Source organism: Mangrovibacterium diazotrophicum (assembly GCF_003610535.1).
Classification (GTDB): Bacteria; Bacteroidota; Bacteroidia; order Bacteroidales; family Prolixibacteraceae; genus Mangrovibacterium; species Mangrovibacterium diazotrophicum.
Genome location: NZ_RAPN01000001.1, coordinates 2,328,977 through 2,348,131 on the forward strand (window position 1 = coordinate 2,328,977; position 19,155 = coordinate 2,348,131).

General features: G+C 41.8%; 15 protein-coding genes. 6 read left to right on the plus strand and 9 right to left on the minus strand.

What is annotated here, in order from left to right:
* Positions 1 to 84 precede the first annotated feature (84 nt).
* The 5 genes from BC643_RS09190 to purN form a co-directional block, all read right to left on the minus strand.
* On the minus strand, positions 85 to 2,553 hold the full coding sequence (locus BC643_RS09190; RefSeq protein ID WP_120272801.1) for an IPT/TIG domain-containing protein: 2,469 nt from the start codon (positions 2,551 to 2,553) through the stop codon (positions 85 to 87).
* A gap of 11 nt (positions 2,554 to 2,564) precedes the next feature.
* Complete coding sequence (locus BC643_RS09195) at positions 2,565 to 3,707, minus strand: hypothetical protein (protein WP_120272802.1); 1,143 nt, start codon at positions 3,705 to 3,707, stop codon at positions 2,565 to 2,567.
* Between the two features lie 145 nt (positions 3,708 to 3,852).
* Complete coding sequence (locus BC643_RS09200) at positions 3,853 to 4,875, minus strand: adenosine deaminase (protein WP_120272803.1); 1,023 nt, start codon at positions 4,873 to 4,875, stop codon at positions 3,853 to 3,855.
* 174 nt (positions 4,876 to 5,049) lie between these two features.
* Complete coding sequence (locus BC643_RS09205) at positions 5,050 to 5,583, minus strand: hypothetical protein (protein WP_211338024.1); 534 nt, start codon at positions 5,581 to 5,583, stop codon at positions 5,050 to 5,052.
* A gap of 56 nt (positions 5,584 to 5,639) precedes the next feature.
* Positions 5,640 to 6,224, minus strand: a complete 585-nt coding sequence (gene purN / locus BC643_RS09210) for a phosphoribosylglycinamide formyltransferase (RefSeq protein ID WP_120272805.1) — start codon at positions 6,222 to 6,224, stop codon at positions 5,640 to 5,642.
* Between the two features lie 188 nt (positions 6,225 to 6,412).
* Between purN and BC643_RS09215 the strand changes: the two genes are divergently transcribed.
* From BC643_RS09215 to rprY, 5 genes are all read left to right on the plus strand, one after another.
* Entirely contained in the window at positions 6,413 to 6,649 is a 237-nt protein-coding gene (locus BC643_RS09215) for an acyl carrier protein (protein WP_120272806.1), read from the plus strand.
* A gap of 19 nt (positions 6,650 to 6,668) precedes the next feature.
* Positions 6,669 to 7,910 (plus strand): beta-ketoacyl-ACP synthase II, encoded by a 1,242-nt coding sequence (fabF, locus tag BC643_RS09220; protein WP_120272807.1) that lies wholly within the window; start codon positions 6,669 to 6,671, stop codon positions 7,908 to 7,910.
* A gap of 64 nt (positions 7,911 to 7,974) precedes the next feature.
* Positions 7,975 to 8,661 (plus strand): ribonuclease III, encoded by a 687-nt coding sequence (gene rnc / locus BC643_RS09225; protein WP_170154507.1) that lies wholly within the window; start codon positions 7,975 to 7,977, stop codon positions 8,659 to 8,661.
* Between the two features lie 293 nt (positions 8,662 to 8,954).
* The gene (locus BC643_RS09230; RefSeq protein WP_120272809.1) at positions 8,955 to 10,580 is read left to right on the plus strand and encodes a sensor histidine kinase; all 1,626 of its coding nucleotides are present in this window, start codon (positions 8,955 to 8,957) and stop codon (positions 10,578 to 10,580) included.
* Positions 10,540 to 11,241, plus strand: a complete 702-nt coding sequence (rprY, locus tag BC643_RS09235) for a response regulator transcription factor RprY (protein ID WP_120272810.1) — start codon at positions 10,540 to 10,542, stop codon at positions 11,239 to 11,241. The genes BC643_RS09230 and rprY overlap by 41 nt, the downstream gene beginning before the upstream one ends.
* A 63-nt stretch (positions 11,242 to 11,304) precedes the next feature.
* Here the strand turns inward: rprY and BC643_RS09240 are convergent, their stop codons facing one another.
* The 3 genes from BC643_RS09240 to BC643_RS09250 all read right to left on the minus strand — a co-directional run bounded on the left by BC643_RS09240 (position 11,305) and on the right by BC643_RS09250 (position 14,233).
* Entirely contained in the window at positions 11,305 to 13,287 is a 1,983-nt protein-coding gene (locus tag BC643_RS09240) for a cation:proton antiporter domain-containing protein (RefSeq protein WP_120272811.1), read from the minus strand.
* 324 nt (positions 13,288 to 13,611) lie between these two features.
* Positions 13,612 to 13,923: an isoamylase early set domain-containing protein gene (locus tag BC643_RS09245; RefSeq protein ID WP_120272812.1), complete on the minus strand. Its 312-nt coding sequence runs from the start codon at positions 13,921 to 13,923 to the stop codon at positions 13,612 to 13,614.
* Positions 13,924 to 14,032: 109 nt separating this feature from the next.
* Positions 14,033 to 14,233, minus strand: a complete 201-nt coding sequence (locus BC643_RS09250) for a hypothetical protein (RefSeq protein WP_120272813.1) — start codon at positions 14,231 to 14,233, stop codon at positions 14,033 to 14,035.
* 418 nt (positions 14,234 to 14,651) lie between these two features.
* Between BC643_RS09250 and BC643_RS09255 the strand changes: the two genes are divergently transcribed.
* Positions 14,652 to 17,159 (plus strand): NACHT domain-containing protein, encoded by a 2,508-nt coding sequence (locus tag BC643_RS09255; protein WP_120272814.1) that lies wholly within the window; start codon positions 14,652 to 14,654, stop codon positions 17,157 to 17,159.
* Between the two features lie 28 nt (positions 17,160 to 17,187).
* On the opposite strand, the gene lepA is transcribed toward BC643_RS09255, so the two are convergent.
* Entirely contained in the window at positions 17,188 to 18,975 is a 1,788-nt protein-coding gene (gene lepA, locus BC643_RS09260; protein WP_120272815.1) for a translation elongation factor 4, read from the minus strand.
* Between the last annotated feature and the right edge of the window lie 180 nt (positions 18,976 to 19,155).

Genomic DNA, 19,155 nt, shown 5'->3' on the forward strand with positions numbered 1-19,155 from the left:
TCGTTTTTGGTTTGTACATCAAATTAACGAAATCAAAACCGGATGGCTATCCTTGGGTGTCCTGCTACTAGATCAAAACAGTTCTCATTCCGTATAAATATTCGGAACTTCAGACAACGGCAATATTCCCAACCACCAATAATCTACAAACCCCATATTGGAGTAAAAATAAATATCATCATTTACCCTGTAGAGATCGAAATCTCCTGACCATTCGCCTGGTGGAGGAATGAGACTAATTGAAGTGTTCATTAATGGATCATATTCAACGAATTTTCCGACCTCCTGATATCCTTTTCCTGCCACATAAACTTTGTTGTCGACAACTAAAGTAGCTCCTCCATAATAGAGATTAACAGGAGCCGCTCCCAAATCAATCCAGCTATCATTAGTACTATCGTACTTCCAAAATTCTGTAACTGCATCCGTCACACCAGAGTATTTGTAGAACCCCACATAGCCAAAATTCCCGACAGCAAAGTTTATTACCCCTTTCATTATCATAGACTGATTAGTCGGAATGCTCGCTCTCTTTATCCAATTCCCAGCATCGACATCGTAACTGTAAAAACTTTGACTAGTCCCCACATATGGTATTCCCTGAATAACAAACGTAAATATTTTGCCTTGATCATCCACAACCGGCGGGACATTATCCAACTTCACCCAAGAATTGTCAGTTATAGAATAACAATAAAACATTCCCTCACCAGCATAGGTTATCCCAATTAAATAGAACTTTTCGCCAATACCAAAGGACGTTAATAAATACGCATGAGAAAAAGCATTAATCCGTGTTATCTCTCCCCATTCATTCGTCAAACCATTAAACTTCTCTATAACCGCATAGTCCGACTCTAAAAAGCAAGCATAGTTTTCTCCTCCTATATTGACCAAATGTCTTTTTTCTCCAATATAGTCAGAGTTTACATCTATTCGCTCCCAACTTTCTTGCAAATCAAATGCATTGGGTACTGTGGCTTCTATTTGGGAAATGAAAGCTGTTAACGTCGGTTGCTCCAAGAAACTAGCATAAATTGGTATCTGAACTTCGAATTTATCATTATCAATCCGTGTATACTCACACCAAACATCATCAACTTTAAACCCATAAGAACCATAAATATAACCATCGGGATAATTCTTCGTTACTACTGTCAGCGTTTCTCCTCGCCTCAACGTTTTTGGGGAATAATCCACCACCTCTATCTGAGGTACGGTGTATTCAACCGAATTTGATTGTTCTCCACCAAAATTCAGGAAGAAAGAGTAATTCCCAGGTGTCAAATCACTATTTGCAGTAATGCTGGCCACGTTATCGCTCTCATATAATACTTTCCCTAAATTCGAAGTAGCCCCATAAGCTAACCTTTCCCCTTCAATCCGAATAACTTGGTCTGGGTAAATCAGGGAAGACGATACCGATGTAATAACTGGAGGTAATACATGTACCTTTACTTCAGACAATATCGAGCTATTGTAAAATCGCGCAGATATATAATCAGAACTTGATGCCCCTTTAATCTGTAGTTTAACAATGCTATCGTTTTGAGAAAGAACCTGCAACCAAGTCCCTGGTAGCGTAAAACTTTCTAACAAACTCAAATTAGTTCCTGTTAATGTCAATACCGAATCAACCCAAGCAACTTGAGGATTAACACTTTTAATAGTTGGTAAAACCACTTCTATTTTTTGAGCAATCGGCACTTCCCGGTCTATCTGCACTAGCGACAATGCTTTTTGACCAGCAGTTTCATCATAATTCAACTCGATAACCAAGGTTGTATCAGTCTTCGTCGACGGATTATAGGTTACAGTTCCGACTTTTACCTCAGTGACCGAAGCTAAACTTTTCCCTTTCAACAAAACCTTCTCATGAGGCAAAGCCTGCAAAATACTATCTGAAGTAACCTGCGGCATACCTAAAGCGAGTTTGTCGTCAAAAACACCTGTTTTACCAGCTGATGTTACCTGCAATGCAATATTGCTCGAGCTCAGAACCGCCGGCACAATTACTTTCAGCAAACTGTCTGAGGCCACCGCCGAAGAAGTCGATACTGTTCCAAAAGCCACCGCATTCAAATCATTGTCATCTGAAAAGTGTATCCCCTTTATTTCCAAGGTATCGCCAACATCAATTGTTGTAGAATTAACCGAGTAAATCACGGGAGTCATCGCTCCCATACTGACAAAGTTAATTACATTACCATAAACCAAATGACTATCCGTCTGCGCATAAGCCTTCGCCCAATACTCTTTCCCTTCGATTAAATTGTTGTTTATCTCTACTTGGTAAACGCCTTCACCTGAATTCTGATTTCCAAGAGATAGCTTAAACGTAGTATTTCCATACGACCCAACTGCGTATAGAACCCCACAGTCGACAAGCTGTTTCGAACCAACATGTTCAACCGAAAAGCTAACAGTAGCACCATCGGCGTTAACCGATACGGCCTCCGAAGTTGTAACTTCCGGAAAACCAACGCCACTTCGATCGTCAGCACATTGAACCAAACACAAGGCTACTAGAAAAAGTGCATAAAAACGTTTCATCAGCTTAGAAATTAAAATGTGTACCGAATAAAAAATGAAGCCGAGCGAGTCAGCTCAAGATGAAAATCAGAATTTGTACTAAACATGTGGTATTTATAACCTCCTCCGATTGCAAACTTCGAACTCAGTTTCGGGAACTTCAATAGCATTTGATTGGACTGTGCCAGAAAGACCGGAAGCCCGTTCTCTGTTTCCAAAAAACTCGTGTTTACAACCCCATTCTTCTCCTCTTCCAAGCGAAGCTTATAGTTCTGCCACTTGATCAACTCAAAATCAACACCTGCCAAAAAAGACAAATCTACCATTGGAGAATTTATTAATTTGAAGTCAATCAACATGGGAAATGCAACGCTATAGGCGTCACCTGAGACCGTATAATAATCGGTTGACCAAGTAGCAGGAAATTCGGCTGTTTCTTCGTCTATATTCAAATAGCTAAATCGAGCACCTAAGTAAAACGACAGGAACTTTGGAATAGAGTGGCTTTTGAAATGAAATCCGGCTTCGACAAATGCGCTCGTACCCGACAAAACAGCTTTCTCTGCTTCAGACACTGTTAATTGAACCTGGTTTAGGTTTCCACCAAAGCTAATTTCGGTTGTATGCGTTACTGCTACATAGGTGGTATAATCTTGGTATTTCAAGCCTTTTTCTTCGTGATACTTTCGAATCGGCTTGGACAAGGAAGACGGCTCGTAACGCATGGTATTGAAATCATAATCCACCTTTTTATTGTAAAGCGCGATCATTTGTCCGATATACAATTTCACACCTCTTCTCCCCTCTGAATCGGAATTCTTCTTTAACTTATACAACTCACCATTCCTGTGGATATAATAATCCCCTTTGAATAGCAATAGTTGGTCCTCCCCATCAAAATAGCAACGCATCCAAACAGTTCGGTTTTCGCGTGGATGCTTGACACTGACGTACATTTTTTTATCAGGAATACAAGCTAACTCCGCATTTTCGGGGTAAATAATATTCCAGTGACCAGCAGCCCCTTTCCTAACGTAAATCTGATTTTCAAACTTTCTCTTTCTAATCTGTATCTGAAAACTTGACGTATCGTTATCAACAACTAAATAGCCTTCATTTTGTGCAGCTACTGCCAGGGACGTGACAAGTAGAAACAGGATGAGCGTTATCTTCATAAAGATTTCGAGGTTGGTTGATTTAACATTCCACCTCCGAAAATAATCAACTTATCCTTTTCATAAAAATATTTTCCATGAATTTACAAAAAACAAAAAGGGCACCTCCAAAACGGAGACGCCCTTTTCAAAAAAATCCCATAATCTATGCAAATGAGGCACAATAGTGCTCGATCGTATTCAAATATTTTTGTTTCTCGTCAGGTGTCAGGAAACTTCCTTCGAAGGAATTCTTCGCCAACTGAGCCAGTTCATCCTTGCTCAGCAGAAGCGCGTTCGAAACAGCCTCGTAATTTTCATTAATGTAGCCGCCAAAGTATGCAGGATCATCAGAATTTACTGTAACCAATAACCCTTTGTGCAACATCTTTTTCAACGGATGTTCTTCCAGATTTGTCACAACCTTGAGGGCCTTATTCGACAACGGACACAATGTCAACGGAATTTGGCGCTGTTTCAACACCTCAACCAAATGGTCGTCCTGAATTGAAGCATTTCCATGATCAATGCGATCAACACGCAACAGATCAATAGCCTCTCGGATATAATCCTCTGGCCCCTCTTCTCCTGCATGGGCTACCAAGCGGAATCCCTCTGCCTTAGCTTTCAGAAATACGTCCAAAAATTTCGAAGGTGGATTTCCTTTTTCTGATGAATCCAGTCCAACAGCATAAATCAAATGGCGGTATGGTAAGGCATCTTCCAGCGTTTTGAAAGCAGACAACTCCACCATGTGGCGCAAGAAACACATGATTAACTTACTGGTAATTCCCAATTGCTCGCGGCCGTCATCCAATGCCCGGTGAATACCGGTAACAACAACGCCCAACTCAATTCCCCGAGAAGTGTGCGTTTGCGGATCAAAAAAGATTTCGGTGTGAACGATTCCCTGTTCTTTTGCTTTTTGCAAATAGGCCCAGGTTAAATCGTAGAAATCCTGCTCAGTCTGAAGCACATTGGCTCCTTCGTAGTATATATCCAAAAAGTCCTGAAGTCTCGAAAAAGAATAAGCTTCCTTCAGCGCCTCAACAGTCGGATATTTCAAATCAATTTTATTGCGTTTTGCAAGTTCAAACAATAGTTCCGGCTCAAGCGTGCCCTCAATATGGACATGCAACTCGGCTTTCGGCAAACCATTAATAAAGTCGGCTGGTACGTTCTTCGACATATAAAATAATTTTGGGCAAATTTCCGTATTCTTTCTAATTAAAAATCAAGACAAAAGTCATCTTCTGACACACTGTTCAGAAATAACGCTAATGACATCCTTTTTAAAGTCGAATAACTAGCAAAATGTTCTCGGAAATTGCTCTTTTTTTAATGTCGATCCGGTAAGAATTTTTTATTTGGACTGCCCCTTAAAATAATCGTCTTTTTCGGCGAATAAAACATTGAAAGTCGTTAAACTTCCGTACGCCCGGGTAATGTATTGCTGAAGCTGGACTTTATCCTGATCGTCCAGCTTTTCATGGGTATTTATATTCTGTTCCAGTACGCGCAAGCGATCGCGAAGCATTACGATTTTATGGAAGAAGGTTTCCATCGGAATGTCCTTCGACTGCAGCTCCGGGTTTGCAGGCTTCATTTCCAGCGTTCCGCCTTTCCATTTGTCGGCCATCTTTGCGTCGTAGGTAATCCCCTGGTATTTATCCAACACCAAAGCAATTACCTTTTCCACTTCAATCAAGCTCAAACCGGAACGAGGTTTCTCTTCCGAAGGTGTACTTAGAATCTCTAGTTCTGTATTGTATTTGGTGAGCTCCATTTTTCCGCCCCGCTCGAAAAAGATCTCAAAGATCGTCAGATGTGAGCGACTGACAATTCCCTCGCCGTAAACAGCGTGTTTCACCCTGGTTCCAACAGCCAAATCTTCCATAGTCTTCAGTTTTTTTCGAAACTACTCCACTATATTATAAATACGTATCCTGAATATTATTCGTAATCACTCTCTGCTTCTTCCTTCATCAGCATTTCTTCAATTACGCGCGGAAAGTGCTCGTACTCGAGTTTATGTACCCGTTCCGCCAAGCTTTCAGCTGTATCGCCAGGCATCACTGGGCAAGTCGCTTGAAAAATAATTCCGCCCGAGTCGTAGCGATCATTCACAAAATGAATCGTGATACCACTCTCTTTATCCTTATTTTTCAATACTGCTTCGTGTACATACTTTCCGTACATCCCTTTGCCACCATATTTCGGCAGAAGCGCGGGGTGAATATTTACGGTTACGAATTCCTCCGTGAGGTTATTGGGAACTAACCACAGGAAACCGGCCAGCACAATCATATCAACTTTGCGATCACTCAGCTCTTCCAGGATTTCAATACTGTGGTAAAAGTCATCGCGGTCAAACGTAAAAGTCTCAATCCCTAACTTTTCCGCCCGAATAAGTGCGTAAGCATCCTCATTATTAGACCACAACGAATCGACCTGAATGTCGCGACTGCTTTTAAAATACTCGATAATATTCTGTGCATTAGTGCCTGATCCTGAAGCAAAAATGGCAATTCTTTTCATAAAAAAACGTCTTAGATCTTGTTTTTTGAACTTTAGACTAACTTGTTCAATTATAGTTTGCTTTTATCTCTTTTAGCTGGCCAAACCAGCGATTTATTTCAATTTTATTTTGAAATATTTTGGGTAAATTTATTACTTTGCACCGATTTTTTAAAAACAAAATTGAATATTAACTTAAAATTAGAACTATGTCTGACATTGCATCTAAAGTAAAGGCAATTATTGTCGACAAATTAGGAGTTGACGAAAGTGAAGTAACCAATGAAGCTTCTTTCACAAATGATCTTGGTGCAGATTCTTTGGACACTGTAGAATTGATCATGGAATTTGAAAAAGAATTTGATTTGGCTATCCCAGACGATCAGGCTGAAAAGATCTCGACTGTAGGTGAAGCTATCGCTCACATCGAAGCAAACAAAAAGTAATAAATCAGAACAAGAATTTATGGAATTTAAACGGGTAGTTATTACCGGACTTGGAACCGTAAACCCGCTTGGTAATTCTGTACAGGAATATTGGGAAGGGCTTAAAAATGGCGTTAGTGGATGTGCACGTATTACTAGAATGGACGTGGACCTTCACAAAACCCAATTTGCATGTGAGTTAAAAAACTTTGATCCGACAGTTTATGTTGAGAAAAAAGAGGTTCGTAAACACGACCCGTATACACTCTATGCATACGCATCAGCACAACAAGCCATCGAGGATTCAGGTCTCGACCTGGAAACCCTTGATAAGGACCGTGCAGGTGTAATTTGGGGAGCCGGAATTGGTGGTTTGCAAACCTTCTACGAAGAAGTTAAAGCATACGACCTGGAGCGCCCTAAATTTAATCCTTTCTTTATTCCGAAAATGATTGCGAACATAGCTGGTGGATTATTATCTATCCGCTATGGTTTCCGCGGTCCCAACTTTACAACTGTAACAGCATGTGCATCAGCTTCACATGCCATGATCGAAGCGTTTAACTACATTCGCATGGGTAAAGCTGACTTGTTTATTACAGGGGGATCGGAAGCTGCAATCAACCAGGCAGGACTCGCTGGTTTCAATTCGATGCGTGCACTTTCAACACGGAATGATGATCCCGCGACTGCATCTCGTCCCTTCGATAAGGATCGCGATGGGTTTGTTATGGGCGAAGGATCAGGTGCTCTTATTTTTGAAGAGTACGAACATGCCAAAGCCCGCGGAGCAAAAATTTACGCTGAATTTGTAGGCGGGGGGATGTCGGCAGACGCCTACCATATGACTGCCCCTGATCCGGATGGAAAAGGTGCTTCCCTGGTTATGAAATGGGCCTTGGAAGACGCAGGTATCAAACCGGAAGACATTGACTACATCAATGTTCACGGTACCTCTACTCCTCTTGGAGACATTGCAGAGCCAAAAGCAATTCAAGCTTGCTTTGGCGATCATGCCTATAAATTGAGCATTAGTTCCACCAAGTCAATGACTGGCCACCTTTTGGGTGCTGCCGGAGCCGTTGAAGGTATCGCATCAATTCTGGCGTTACAAAACGGAATTATTCCTCCAACTATCAACCATTTCACGGACGATCCTGAAATCGATCCAAAACTCGATTTCACGTTCAATGTTGCTAAAAAACGCGATATTACTTACGCGCTTAGTAACACATTCGGGTTCGGAGGTCATAATGCTTCAGTAATTTTCAAGAAATACTGATAACGTGATACGATCACTCGTAGAAAAAATAAAACTCTTTTCAAATCCACGAAAAGAGTTTTATTTGTTTTTAAAATCGCTGTTTGGATACGCTCCAAACCACCTGAATTTGTATGAGACCGCACTCATACACAAGTCTGCGTCGAAACTGGACTCCCAAAAGAATCTGGTCAATAACGAACGTCTCGAATATTTGGGCGATGCCATTTTGGGCTCGGTTATCGCTGAGTTTCTCTACAATCGCTTTCCAAACCAAGACGAAGGATTTCTCACCCAAATGCGTTCGAAGCTGGTTAACCGTGCGTTCCTGACCGAATTGACCTACCAGATCGGCTTAAATAACTACATCAAGTCGAACACCAACAACACGGCAGAGAACAGTCACATCTACGGTGATGCCTTCGAAGCTTTGATCGGCGCGCTATACCTGGACAAGGGATACAAGCGAACCCGGGAGTTTATTATCAAGAAATTACTGGCCAACTATGTCAATCTCAGTGAAGTTCAACATACCAATACGAATTTCAAAAGCCAGCTGATCGAATGGAGCCAGAAAAATAAGAAAGAGATTAATTTCGAAACAACGGAACATCTGTCGGGCGACAACCGAAACCCTAGTTTTATAACGGTAATTACCACCGATGGACAGCCGATTGGCCAAGGGGAAGGAAGTTCGAAAAAAGAATCGCAGCAAAATGCATCCAAACAAGCTTTGGAACATTTAAAAGCAACAGAACCGGGATCATTTTAACCTGACAATCAGAGGTGTATATAAAAAATTTGCGGGGTCCCCTGACCCCGCAAAACCAAAACCTAAATTCACCTTGTTAAAACTCAGTTAAACCCCAAATTGTAAAAAGACAATTGCTTTGCTTTTCACATTTCAAAGATAGATATTCACATTGGTACGACATGTAAACAAATGTTAAAGCCTGTTAACGATTTTAAGTGCGAAACAGTTCTCCTAAACATCAGATTTTCAGGCCATGTTAAATTGTGTTAAGTACTAATTTTAGCTAGCCATTTAAAGTTATATTTGCGCCCATGAGCAAAAAGATCATCATCAGCCTTATTGTTTTAATGGCATTAGTTATGACCAGTCTGATCCTGGTTCAGTCTAATTCCATTAAAAAAGCTTTTGATATTCGGGAGGAACAATTTGACCAAACCGTTGGGCGAGCTCTGCGCCGAGTGATCGACCGGATGGAACGGGAGGAGATGTCGCGTTTGAATAGCACCTATTCGTCACAATCCAGCGGAAGCTCATTATTTCCCAACATGGGCCGAAACGGCAACTTCGTTCCGCAAAATAAGAAACAAGGTGAAGTTAGTTTCTCCAGAAAGTTCTACCAACGAAACGGAGCAAGTGCCATCTACCAGGAAGAGTTGACTTTTAGCTACTCCGACTCTGTTGTCGATTTGAACAACGAACGAGGCAGACCCGGAGAATTCCCTTCTGCTTTCGACATGTTCCACGACTACGACAGCTACTTTATTCAAGAATACGAACGTAAGCTGGATGAACGGGCTGAAGCCCTGCGCATCATTCAAAATCAACGTTTCTTTGCAGAGCTTCCGTTGACCGAGCGCATTAACCAACAACAGCTGGAGCACGCCTTACAATCGGAATTGGAAGACAACGGGATTGATCTCGATTTTAAATATGCTGTAAAGTCCTACCCGCTGGCCAAAGAGCAATTCGTGTTTGGCGACAAGGATTACAACCCGGGAACACGTAAAGAGTACAAAGACGTGCTGTTTCCACGCGACATCGGAGAATTGAAGCCAAACTACCTACGCATCTATTTCCCGAAGCGTGATACCTTCCTTCTAAAAGCGACAGGTTTCATGGTGATCCCGACAGCAATCCTCACCTTCATGCTGATTGCCATTTTCGTGTACACCATCCTGATCATTTTGAAGCAGAAAAAGTTGTCGATCATCAAGAACGACTTCATCAACAATATGACCCATGAGTTGAAAACGCCAATTTCAACCATTTCGTTGGCCAGCCAAATGTTGCACGACAATAGTGTGTCGAACACGCCACGGACGATTGAGCACATCTCAAATGTCATTCTACAGGAAAGTAAACGCCTCAGTTTCCAGGTTGAGAAAGTGCTGCAAATGGCTATCTTTAACGAAGGGAGACTTAAACTTAAGTTTAAAGAGTTCCACTTTAATGACTTAGTTAGTAATGTTATTATTAACTTTGAACTAAGGGTCAAAAACAAAGGCGGAAAGCTTGATGCTGAACTTTTAGCGGGACAAGATCTGATTAAAGGAGACGAAGTGCACATCACCAACGTTATTTTTAACTTGTTGGACAATGCTGTCAAGTACAGCAAAGGAGAGCCCGCAATTTCAATTAAAACAGAAAACAAAGGAAATAATTTACTGGTATCGGTAAAAGACAATGGAATCGGGATTCCGAAGGAACACCTTGATCAGATTTTTGAGCGCTTTTTCCGGGTACCAACAGGAAATGTTCACGACGTAAAAGGATTTGGACTTGGGTTGAGCTACGTGAAAAAAATTATTGACTCGCACCAGGGAAAAATCAAAGTAGAAAGTGTTGTTAATAAGGGAACGAAATTCATTCTTTACTTCCCGCTTAATATGAAAGAAAATGGAAACAAAAGCAAAACTTTTATTGGCCGAAGACGATGAAAACCTCGGCTTACTTTTAAAAGAATACTTAATTGCCAAAGGTTTCGATACCGATCTCTTCGGAGACGGAGAACTGGCTTACGCAGGATTCAAGAAAAACGAATATAATTTGTGCATCCTTGATGTAATGATGCCCAAAAAAGATGGTATTTCACTGGCACGCGACATCCGCCTGATCAACCAGGAAACACCGATTATTTTCCTTTCGGCTAAAAACCTGAAAGAAGATGTGCTGGAAGGTTTCCGCACTGGTGCTGATGACTATATCACCAAGCCGTTCAGTATGGAAGAATTGATTTTCCGTATTGAAGCGATTTTGCGCCGCACTGCGCAGGAAACCAATAAAGCCGGAACTGAGCAGTCCGTATTCAAACTCGGGCGTTTCACCTTTGATCCGCGCAAACAAGTTTTGACGGACGACGAAAAAGACGAAACCGTAAAACTGACAACCAAGGAATCAGAATTATTGCGTCTGCTTTGCAATAATGCCAACAAGGTACTGGAACGCAATTTTGCGTTGAAGACAATTTGGATTGATGACAACTACTTCAATGCACGAAGCATGGATGTATATATCACCAAACTGCGCAAGCATTTGAAAGAAGAACCGTCGGTTGAAATCATCAACGTTCACGGTAAAGGCTACAAATTGATTTTGTGATTTGACAGAGAAACCAAGTATACCGACAAGATCCCGGCACAACCGGGATTTTTTTTGCTTCTGCTAGGAGGTCTCGTCTTTCCCGAATAAGTTGAATGCATTCGAAATTTCTTCGGAACGCCCCATGATATAAACGGTATCATTCTCTTGGAGCACAAACCGAGCCTCGGGATGTTCTATCAAGCGATCATCACGTAAAATCGCAACCAGCGTCACGCCGTACTCTTTACGAAACTGAATTTCCTTAATACTTTTAGCAATCACTTCGGAACCTTCCCTCACCTTCAGCGCGACAATATTCAGGTTGGGTAATTCTTTAAAAATTTGATTGGAATCGTCGCTGTCGTCCCTGAAAATTCCGTAGTGATCATCCCTGATCTTGGCGATCAGCCTGTTAATTTCACGCTGCGGAACCAATCGCTTGCTCAGTACTTTTTCAAACAAATCAATGGCTGTTTCAAACTCCTCCGGAATCACCTGGTTCGCACCAATGCGGTACAATTCATCCACATCAAAAACATGCTTGGTTCGCACAATGATGTGAATACTCGGATTCAGATGCCGAATTTTCTCAATAACCGACATAGCGGTGATCAGGTTGCCAACCGAGATCACTACAACATCAGCGGTATTGATGTACGCTTTCTCCAGAATTGGTTCATTCACTGCATCTCCATAAATTACCGTCTCCCCTTTCGCCTGCAGCTTCTTCACGACAACCGGATCGAAAATAATAGATACATACGGTAAGTTAACATACTTCGCCATTGCCGACAGATTGACAGCACGCGAGTCCTTGCCGATGAAGACAACATGATTTTTAAAAGCAGGCAGTTCAATTTGAGGCAGTGGGAATAGCCCATCAACAAGTGTCTGCGGAAGCGGCAATTTCAGCAAAATAGTTGCGACCCTCCGCGAAACCATGATGAGAAGGGGCGTAACCGACATACTGATAATGGCAACCGCCAAAAATAACTGGTAATATTCATCGGCGATAATACTGTACTTCATTCCTGTTTGTGCGAGGATGAAGGAGAACTCCCCCACCTGACACAAAGCGAATCCAACCATCACCGTTCCCCTAAAGGTGTGCCCTAAAACGAAAGCAGTTCCACCTGCAATTACGGTTTTCAAAACCAAAACCAACAAAACAGTTCCAAACACGAGGAACGGATTATCGATGACGAAACCGATATTCAGCAGCATCCCAATACTGACAAAAAAGAAACTGGTGAAGGTATCTTTAAATGGAATCAAATGTCCGAATGCGTTGTGGCTGTACTCCGAATCGGAGATCATGAGGCCCGCGAGGAAAGCTCCAAAAGCGAGCGAAATACCCATTTGTGCTGTCAACAGAGCCACCGACAAGCATATTACAAAAATGCTCATCATAAATAATTCCTGGTTCTTGGTGTGCGCAACCATTTGCAACACTTTTGGCATCAGCCAGCGATTGCCCACATAGACAAGGCCAACCAAAATAACGGTTTTACCCAACAGCAAAAGCAACTCATTGGTGTGGTTGCTACTTTCGCCGCCCAACATTGGCGTAAAAAGCAACAATGGGATCAGAATGATATCTTGAAAAATGAGAATTCCGACAACGGTTCTCCCGTAGTTTGAGGTGATTTCCGATCGTTCCTGCATCAATTTCAATACTACTGCAGTACTGCTCAAGGCAGTCAGGAAGCCGACGAACAAAGCTCCCGGCCAATCGATTTTATACAATCGTGCGACCAACATAGTAATCCCTGCAGTCAACAGCAACTGCATAAATCCACCAACAAATACAACTTTACGAATCTTGAATAAATGATTGATAGAGAATTCCAACCCAATTGTAAACATCAGCAAAACGACTCCAATTTCGGCCATCAACTCGATGGAATGCGGCTCGCGAATAACTCCCAACGCGTACGGACCGGCAATAACTCCGGTGAGCAGATAGCCGATAATCGTCGGCACTTTTATCTTCGTAAACAAATAGTTTACGGACGTGGAAAGAGCGAAAATGATAACAATGTCAATCAGCAGACTAAGATCCATAAATATTCCGGGTTACTATATCAGACAGAAATTGTTGCGTTATAAACAACAAATGTCAAAATAAGCAAAAATGAGCAACCCATTGATATGCCCGTAATCCTTTCACTACAATTCTTTTTATAAAATTGACTTTCCGAATTCGGCAAAAGCAAAACAAACGGGTTGCCTCGACCGGCTGAGAAAAACTGGTCGTTTTTGAGTGATTGGAAATAAGCGAAAAGGTTGTCTGCCTAATTACACGAAACGGCTTATAAAAAAGGAACTCGAAAATCTTACCGCATGATAAGATCTTCGAGTTGCCAGCTGTTAATTATTCTGATTAAACTAAAGCACGATCACTGAATTGTAATCTTCCTTGCCGGTACCGGAAGGAACAAGGTCGTCTGCGTCGGGATCATTTTCCCAAAACTTGTTGTCAACCAAGTAGCGAAACTGATACTCCTGATCTGCATCGAGTTCCAACACCTTCGTAAATACTCCTCCTTCAGACTTTTCCATCGGCTCACTCGCAAAATCCCAATCATTGAATTCTCCAATAATCCGAATGTTCTTTGCATCGAGCCCGTTGCCGTTAATAAGCCTGAATGTTACTTTATACAATTGTTTGCCTTTTAAATATTGTCTCTTAATACTCATCAAAATCTCCTTTTAAAATAAAACATACACCTCTTCTTTAATCTCTATTTAAAACCGCAAACAGGAAAAACTTCTCAACCGAAGTCAAAGAGTATAGCCTATCGAAATACTAAAAAAAATGTTTGGATTGTGGTTTATTCGGTTGGGTATGAACATTTCCTACCTGCCAATCAACAACAAATTCCTGGCGACCTTTCTCTTTCGCCACCGGGTTCAAATGACGCGACGCATAAGCGGATGTCGCCTTTTCTTCCGCCCAATGATGTCCGGAAGAATGACTTTTCAAGTTAGTTTTAGATACACGATTCATATAGCTTGGATTTTTAGTTAATTAGAAAACGTCGGCAAGATATCTTTTTAACATTTTTTTTGTTCCTTTTTCACCATTCATTTCCTGTTCATTTTATTCATTCACACACATTAATACAAAAATCCTAACTGTCAGAAAAACAATTAGTACAGCTGAAATTAAAATAATATTACACTTTCATTTTTATTACATATGTTCTATAATTGCAATTAGAAACAGCGCAAAAGGCACCGAAAAGTAGATTTACATAAATTATTGAGCAAGTTAAGGACAACTCGTTTTCTCATTTTTTTCGTGTTAAAAGACATTGAGAGAACCACATATATTTCAATAAAACCTTGATAGAACTTTCGGTATTTTTTTGTAAATTAAGTATGGTTTGATGACCTGATCGAATAAAAATTTTACTCCGCGCAACATGAAGGGGCAGGAATTTGAAATAAAAGAACTCATCAATGACGAAATCCGCAGAAAGTACGGACACAAAATCCGCTATGCCAAAGACTGCCAGGTTCTCGCCGACTCGATCACGGAAACTACGAACAGGCAAATCAGTGTTTCTACCTTAAAACGATTTTTCGGTATCATTAAAACGCCTTTTAATCCGTCTCAATACACACTCGATACCTTGGCTATTTACCTCAATTTCGAAAATTGGGAAGACTACGCCAACACATTCGAAAAAAATAAGCATTCATTCTCGAATTTGAATTCCTGGCAGCAACTAAAAAGGCGGATGCTTTATATTACTTCCACCTCCATGGAATCAATCGGGGCGAAGATTGGAAGAGATGCCTGCGAATGGCCACTCCGCGAATTCGCCGTCAACAAAATCGACACTTTCCTGAATTCACAAAAAACGGCGACCGCATTCATTGCTCCCGATGGCTATGGAAAATCGACGCATATTTACCGACTGGTCGAACACTATTTCACCGGACAGAATGCGAAGTATCCCGACGACATTGTGCTGCTAATTGATGGAGGCAGCCTGGTTAACATGGTCAATAAATATTCGAGCAATGCCCGAATAAAGAATCTGCTGAGCTTTGACCCGGGCAACAGCTTCAGTAACTATTTCCGCGAAAATCCTGACGAAATAACCGGTCGCTTCGTTTTAATCATCGACGGATTGAACGAAATATTTTATCAAACAGATAAGTTGAGCGGGTTCATCGAAAACCTGTTGGACATTGTTGCCTTTTACGAAAACACCCCCTGGTTCAAGCTGATTCTGACCGCACATCCGGATAACTGGAAAATCCTATCTGGCATTACGCAGAAAAAGACGTCGATCCGGAAGCAATGGTTTGATGTGAGCTTCAATGCGCTCGTGAACGAGACAATCAATATTCCGTTACTGAAGAAAAAGGAAATCAAACAGCTTTTGGAAAAGCATCATTCGCAAAAGCAGTTGCAACAAATGTATTTTCAGGCTCCGCATACGCTGGAAGTGATCAGCCATCCGTTCTTTCTAAATCTATTCCTCAAGAAGAAACAGGAAAATATTGAAACAGATATCGACCTTCTGCAGGACGCAATTTGCAACAACTTATTTTCAGAACCGTTCTCTGTTCAGAAAGCCGCCATTATCGATACAATCTTCCAACACTCCGAATACGGACGAAAAATTACGTCTATCGACAAAGATGTCTTTCCAACAACCGAAGAATTCACAGCAGCATACAAAGATTTGGTTGCGAAAAACATCCTCTATGAATATACGATTCCCGGCTACTATCTTTCACTGAAAACCTGTGTCAATTTTTCGCACGACATTTTGATGGAGTTCATGCTGGCCAACAAATGGCTTCGCGAGAATAAGTTCGACCTTAACCTGATTAAGAGAGTCAGCGATTACTATTCAGACAACAGGCAGCTGCGGTCGAACATCATTAAATACCTCATTAAAATTGCCTTCAGGGAAAGTAAAACAGAACTTTTGAAAGACATTTATTCCATCTTCAAAGTTGGTAGTAGTAACGAAATCCTGATTGACACGCTGGACATTGACTCCGATGCTCTAAATATTCTGACGCTTGAACTCCGAAAACACAAGGAGATTCGGGATTACCTTATTCCCCATTACGCAAAATCTCAGGCCGGCCAACAGTTTTATTTTGAATTCTTCTTCGACATGGATGCATTGGTATTGCACTCGGGAGAGAATGTGAATTATTATCTGGAAAATGCACCGAGGGAAGACGCTCAGATTTACGGGCACTATTTGAAATTTACACAGTTTTTCTTCGAAAAGGATATGGAAAACTTGCAGGCGGAAGCTGGATGGTTTGCTCAAATTCAACAACCTGAGAAGCTGGTTCCTCTAACAGCTGGCTTCTACTACGCAGTGCAGATCATGTCCGAAGTGTTCCTTCAAAACCGGTTTAGCGATCAACTGATGCAACGGATCATGAAGCAATCGGAACAGTTTCTGACCGACAAAGCGCAATTAAAATTCAGCTTTCCCATATTTGAATACCTGGTAGCTAATGCTCTGAATTACGCCAATCGCTTTAATGAGATCGTTACGGTCACGAACGCAGTTACCGACAAATATATTCTAGATAAACATCGGTCATCCTGGCTGTATGAACTAATGAGAGCGTTTTACGCCCGGGCACTTTTAAATACAGGCGAAGAAGAAATAGCTCGGGAGAATCTCAAAGAAGTGGAACTAAGATCTGTCTCCGTCAACTACAAATACTATGTGAAACTACGCTACTACCTGGTCCAGGTCGACTTTTTACTGCATGACGAAAAAACGGGGCAGGCGATAGAGCTTTTAGATGAAATAAAAAGCATCGCCAAGATGATCAAATTCAAGTATTTCTACGACCAAGCCAGCACAATCGAAAAGAAGCTCAAAAGCAATTCTTCGAATTCATCCAACATGCACGGGCGAAAAAATCTGGAAAAGATCTAAAAAAAGAAAAGGAACACAAGGTTCCTTTTTAATCCAGTTTCAATACAGCGAGGAAGGCTTTCTGCGGAACTTCCACGTTACCAACCTGCTTCATTCGTTTTTTACCTTTCTTCTGTTTTTCCAACAGTTTTCGCTTCCGGGTAATATCACCACCGTAACACTTCGCAGTTACGTCCTTACGCACCGCTTTAATGGTTTCGCGGGCGATGATTTTAGCCCCGATAGCTGCCTGAATCGCAATGTCGAACTGTTGACGAGGGATTAGCTCCCGTAACTTTTCGCACATGCGGCGGCCAAGGTTATATGCGTTGTCAAAGTGAATTAACGACGAAAGTGCATCGACCATTTCACCATTCAGCAGGATATCCAAACGAACCAACTTAGCTGGTTTGAAGCCAATCATGTGGTAGTCGAATGACGCGTATCCTTTCGAAATCGACTTCAGTTTATCGTAGAAATCGAATACAATTTCGCCCAATGGCATATCGAAAGTCAGTTCGGCACGCTCTGCAGTCAGGTAATCCTGCTTGGTCATTAACCCGCGCTTTTCCATACAAAGGGTCATGACCTGCCCGATAAAATCAGACTTTGTAATGATCTGTGCACGAATGAACGGCTCTTCAATTTCCATGATTTTATTGGCCGAAGGCAATCCGCTCGGGTTGTAAACCTGTATGGTTTCGCCATCGGTTGTATGCACCAGGTACGACACGTTGGGAACAGTTGTGATCACGTTCATATCGAATTCGCGATCCAATCGTTCCTGGATGATTTCCATGTGTAACATCCCGAGGAACCCGCATCGGAAACCAAAACCAAGTGCCGCTGACGACTCCGGCTCGTAGGTCAGCGAAGCATCATTGAGCTGCAATTTTTCCATCGCCGCTCTCAAATCTTCGTAGTCGTCTGATTCGATCGGGTAAACGCCGGCAAAAACCATCGGTTTCACTTCCTCGAAACCTTCAATTGCTTTATCACACGGACGTTCTTTATGCGTAATGGTATCACCAACTTTTACTTCTTTGGCCATTTTAATACCCGAGATGATGTACCCCACATCTCCGGTCCCCAGCATTTTGCGAGGTTCCATTCCTAAACGAAGTACTCCAACTTCGTCGACGTCGTACTCCTTCTTGGTGTTGACAAATTTCACCAAATCGCCTTTGCTCATCGAGCCATTCAGTATTTTAAAATAGGCGATTACACCGCGAAACGGGTTGAAGACCGAGTCGAAAATCAAGGCTTGAAGCGGTGCTTCCGGATCTCCTTTTGGTGCCGGCACACTTGCTACAATCCTGCGAAGAATCTCCTCTACGCCTTCTCCGGTTTTTCCGCTGGCGCGAATAATATCGCTGCGGTCGCAACCAATCAGGTCAATAATCTGATCTTCGACAACTTCCGGCATAGCATTTGGAAGGTCCATTTTATTCAGGATCGGAATAATTTCCAAATCATGTTCCAATGCCAGGTACAGGTTTGAAATCGTCTGAGCCTGGATCCCCTGGGTTGAATCGATGATCAACAAGGCACCTTCGCATGCCGCAATCGACCGCGACACTTCGTACGAAAAGTCAACGTGTCCCGGAGTATCAATCAGGTTCAGGATATATTTTTCTCCGTCCTGCTCATAATCCATTTGTATGGCGTGGCTCTTAATGGTAATCCCTCTCTCCTTTTCAAGGTCCATACTATCGAGTACCTGAGCCTGCATCTCCCGTTCGCTAACCGTTTTGGTTATTTCCAACAAGCGGTCAGCCAAGGTGCTTTTACCATGATCGATATGAGCAATAATGCAAAAGTTACGGATGTTCTTCATCTAATTATTTTCAAAAATTCTTTAACCGGTTATCCCAATGTCATTTGGCGCAAAGATATTCAAATTTTGGTAACTATTACTGCAGGTTCATCGGGTTCGGGAAGTTTAAATGTGTCGTGTTTTTGTTAATTCTTGCAAATATTCGGCAATAAAAACTTCACCAATCAGATAAGCTCTATC

Excerpts from the sequence above, each read along its gene's own strand:
- BC643_RS09240 (WP_120272811.1), bottom strand. The coding sequence starts at position 13,287 with ATGGATCTTAGTCTGCTGATTGACATTGTTATCATTTTCGCTCTTTCC.
- BC643_RS09215 (WP_120272806.1), top strand. The coding sequence starts at position 6,413 with ATGTCTGACATTGCATCTAAAGTAAAGGCAATTATTGTCGACAAATTA.
- BC643_RS09190 (WP_120272801.1), bottom strand. The coding sequence starts at position 2,553 with ATGAAACGTTTTTATGCACTTTTTCTAGTAGCCTTGTGTTTGGTTCAA.
- BC643_RS09230 (WP_120272809.1), top strand. The coding sequence starts at position 8,955 with ATGAGCAAAAAGATCATCATCAGCCTTATTGTTTTAATGGCATTAGTT.
- BC643_RS09200 (WP_120272803.1), bottom strand. The coding sequence starts at position 4,875 with ATGTCGAAGAACGTACCAGCCGACTTTATTAATGGTTTGCCGAAAGCC.
- purN (WP_120272805.1), bottom strand. The coding sequence starts at position 6,224 with ATGAAAAGAATTGCCATTTTTGCTTCAGGATCAGGCACTAATGCACAG.
- lepA (WP_120272815.1), bottom strand. The coding sequence starts at position 18,975 with ATGAAGAACATCCGTAACTTTTGCATTATTGCTCATATCGATCATGGT.
- rprY (WP_120272810.1), top strand. The coding sequence starts at position 10,540 with ATGGAAACAAAAGCAAAACTTTTATTGGCCGAAGACGATGAAAACCTC.
- BC643_RS09205 (WP_211338024.1), bottom strand. The coding sequence starts at position 5,583 with ATGGAAGATTTGGCTGTTGGAACCAGGGTGAAACACGCTGTTTACGGC.
- BC643_RS09195 (WP_120272802.1), bottom strand. The coding sequence starts at position 3,707 with ATGAAGATAACGCTCATCCTGTTTCTACTTGTCACGTCCCTGGCAGTA.
- fabF (WP_120272807.1), top strand. The coding sequence starts at position 6,669 with ATGGAATTTAAACGGGTAGTTATTACCGGACTTGGAACCGTAAACCCG.
- BC643_RS09245 (WP_120272812.1), bottom strand. The coding sequence starts at position 13,923 with ATGAGTATTAAGAGACAATATTTAAAAGGCAAACAATTGTATAAAGTA.
- BC643_RS09255 (WP_120272814.1), top strand. The coding sequence starts at position 14,652 with ATGAAGGGGCAGGAATTTGAAATAAAAGAACTCATCAATGACGAAATC.
- BC643_RS09250 (WP_120272813.1), bottom strand. The coding sequence starts at position 14,233 with ATGAATCGTGTATCTAAAACTAACTTGAAAAGTCATTCTTCCGGACAT.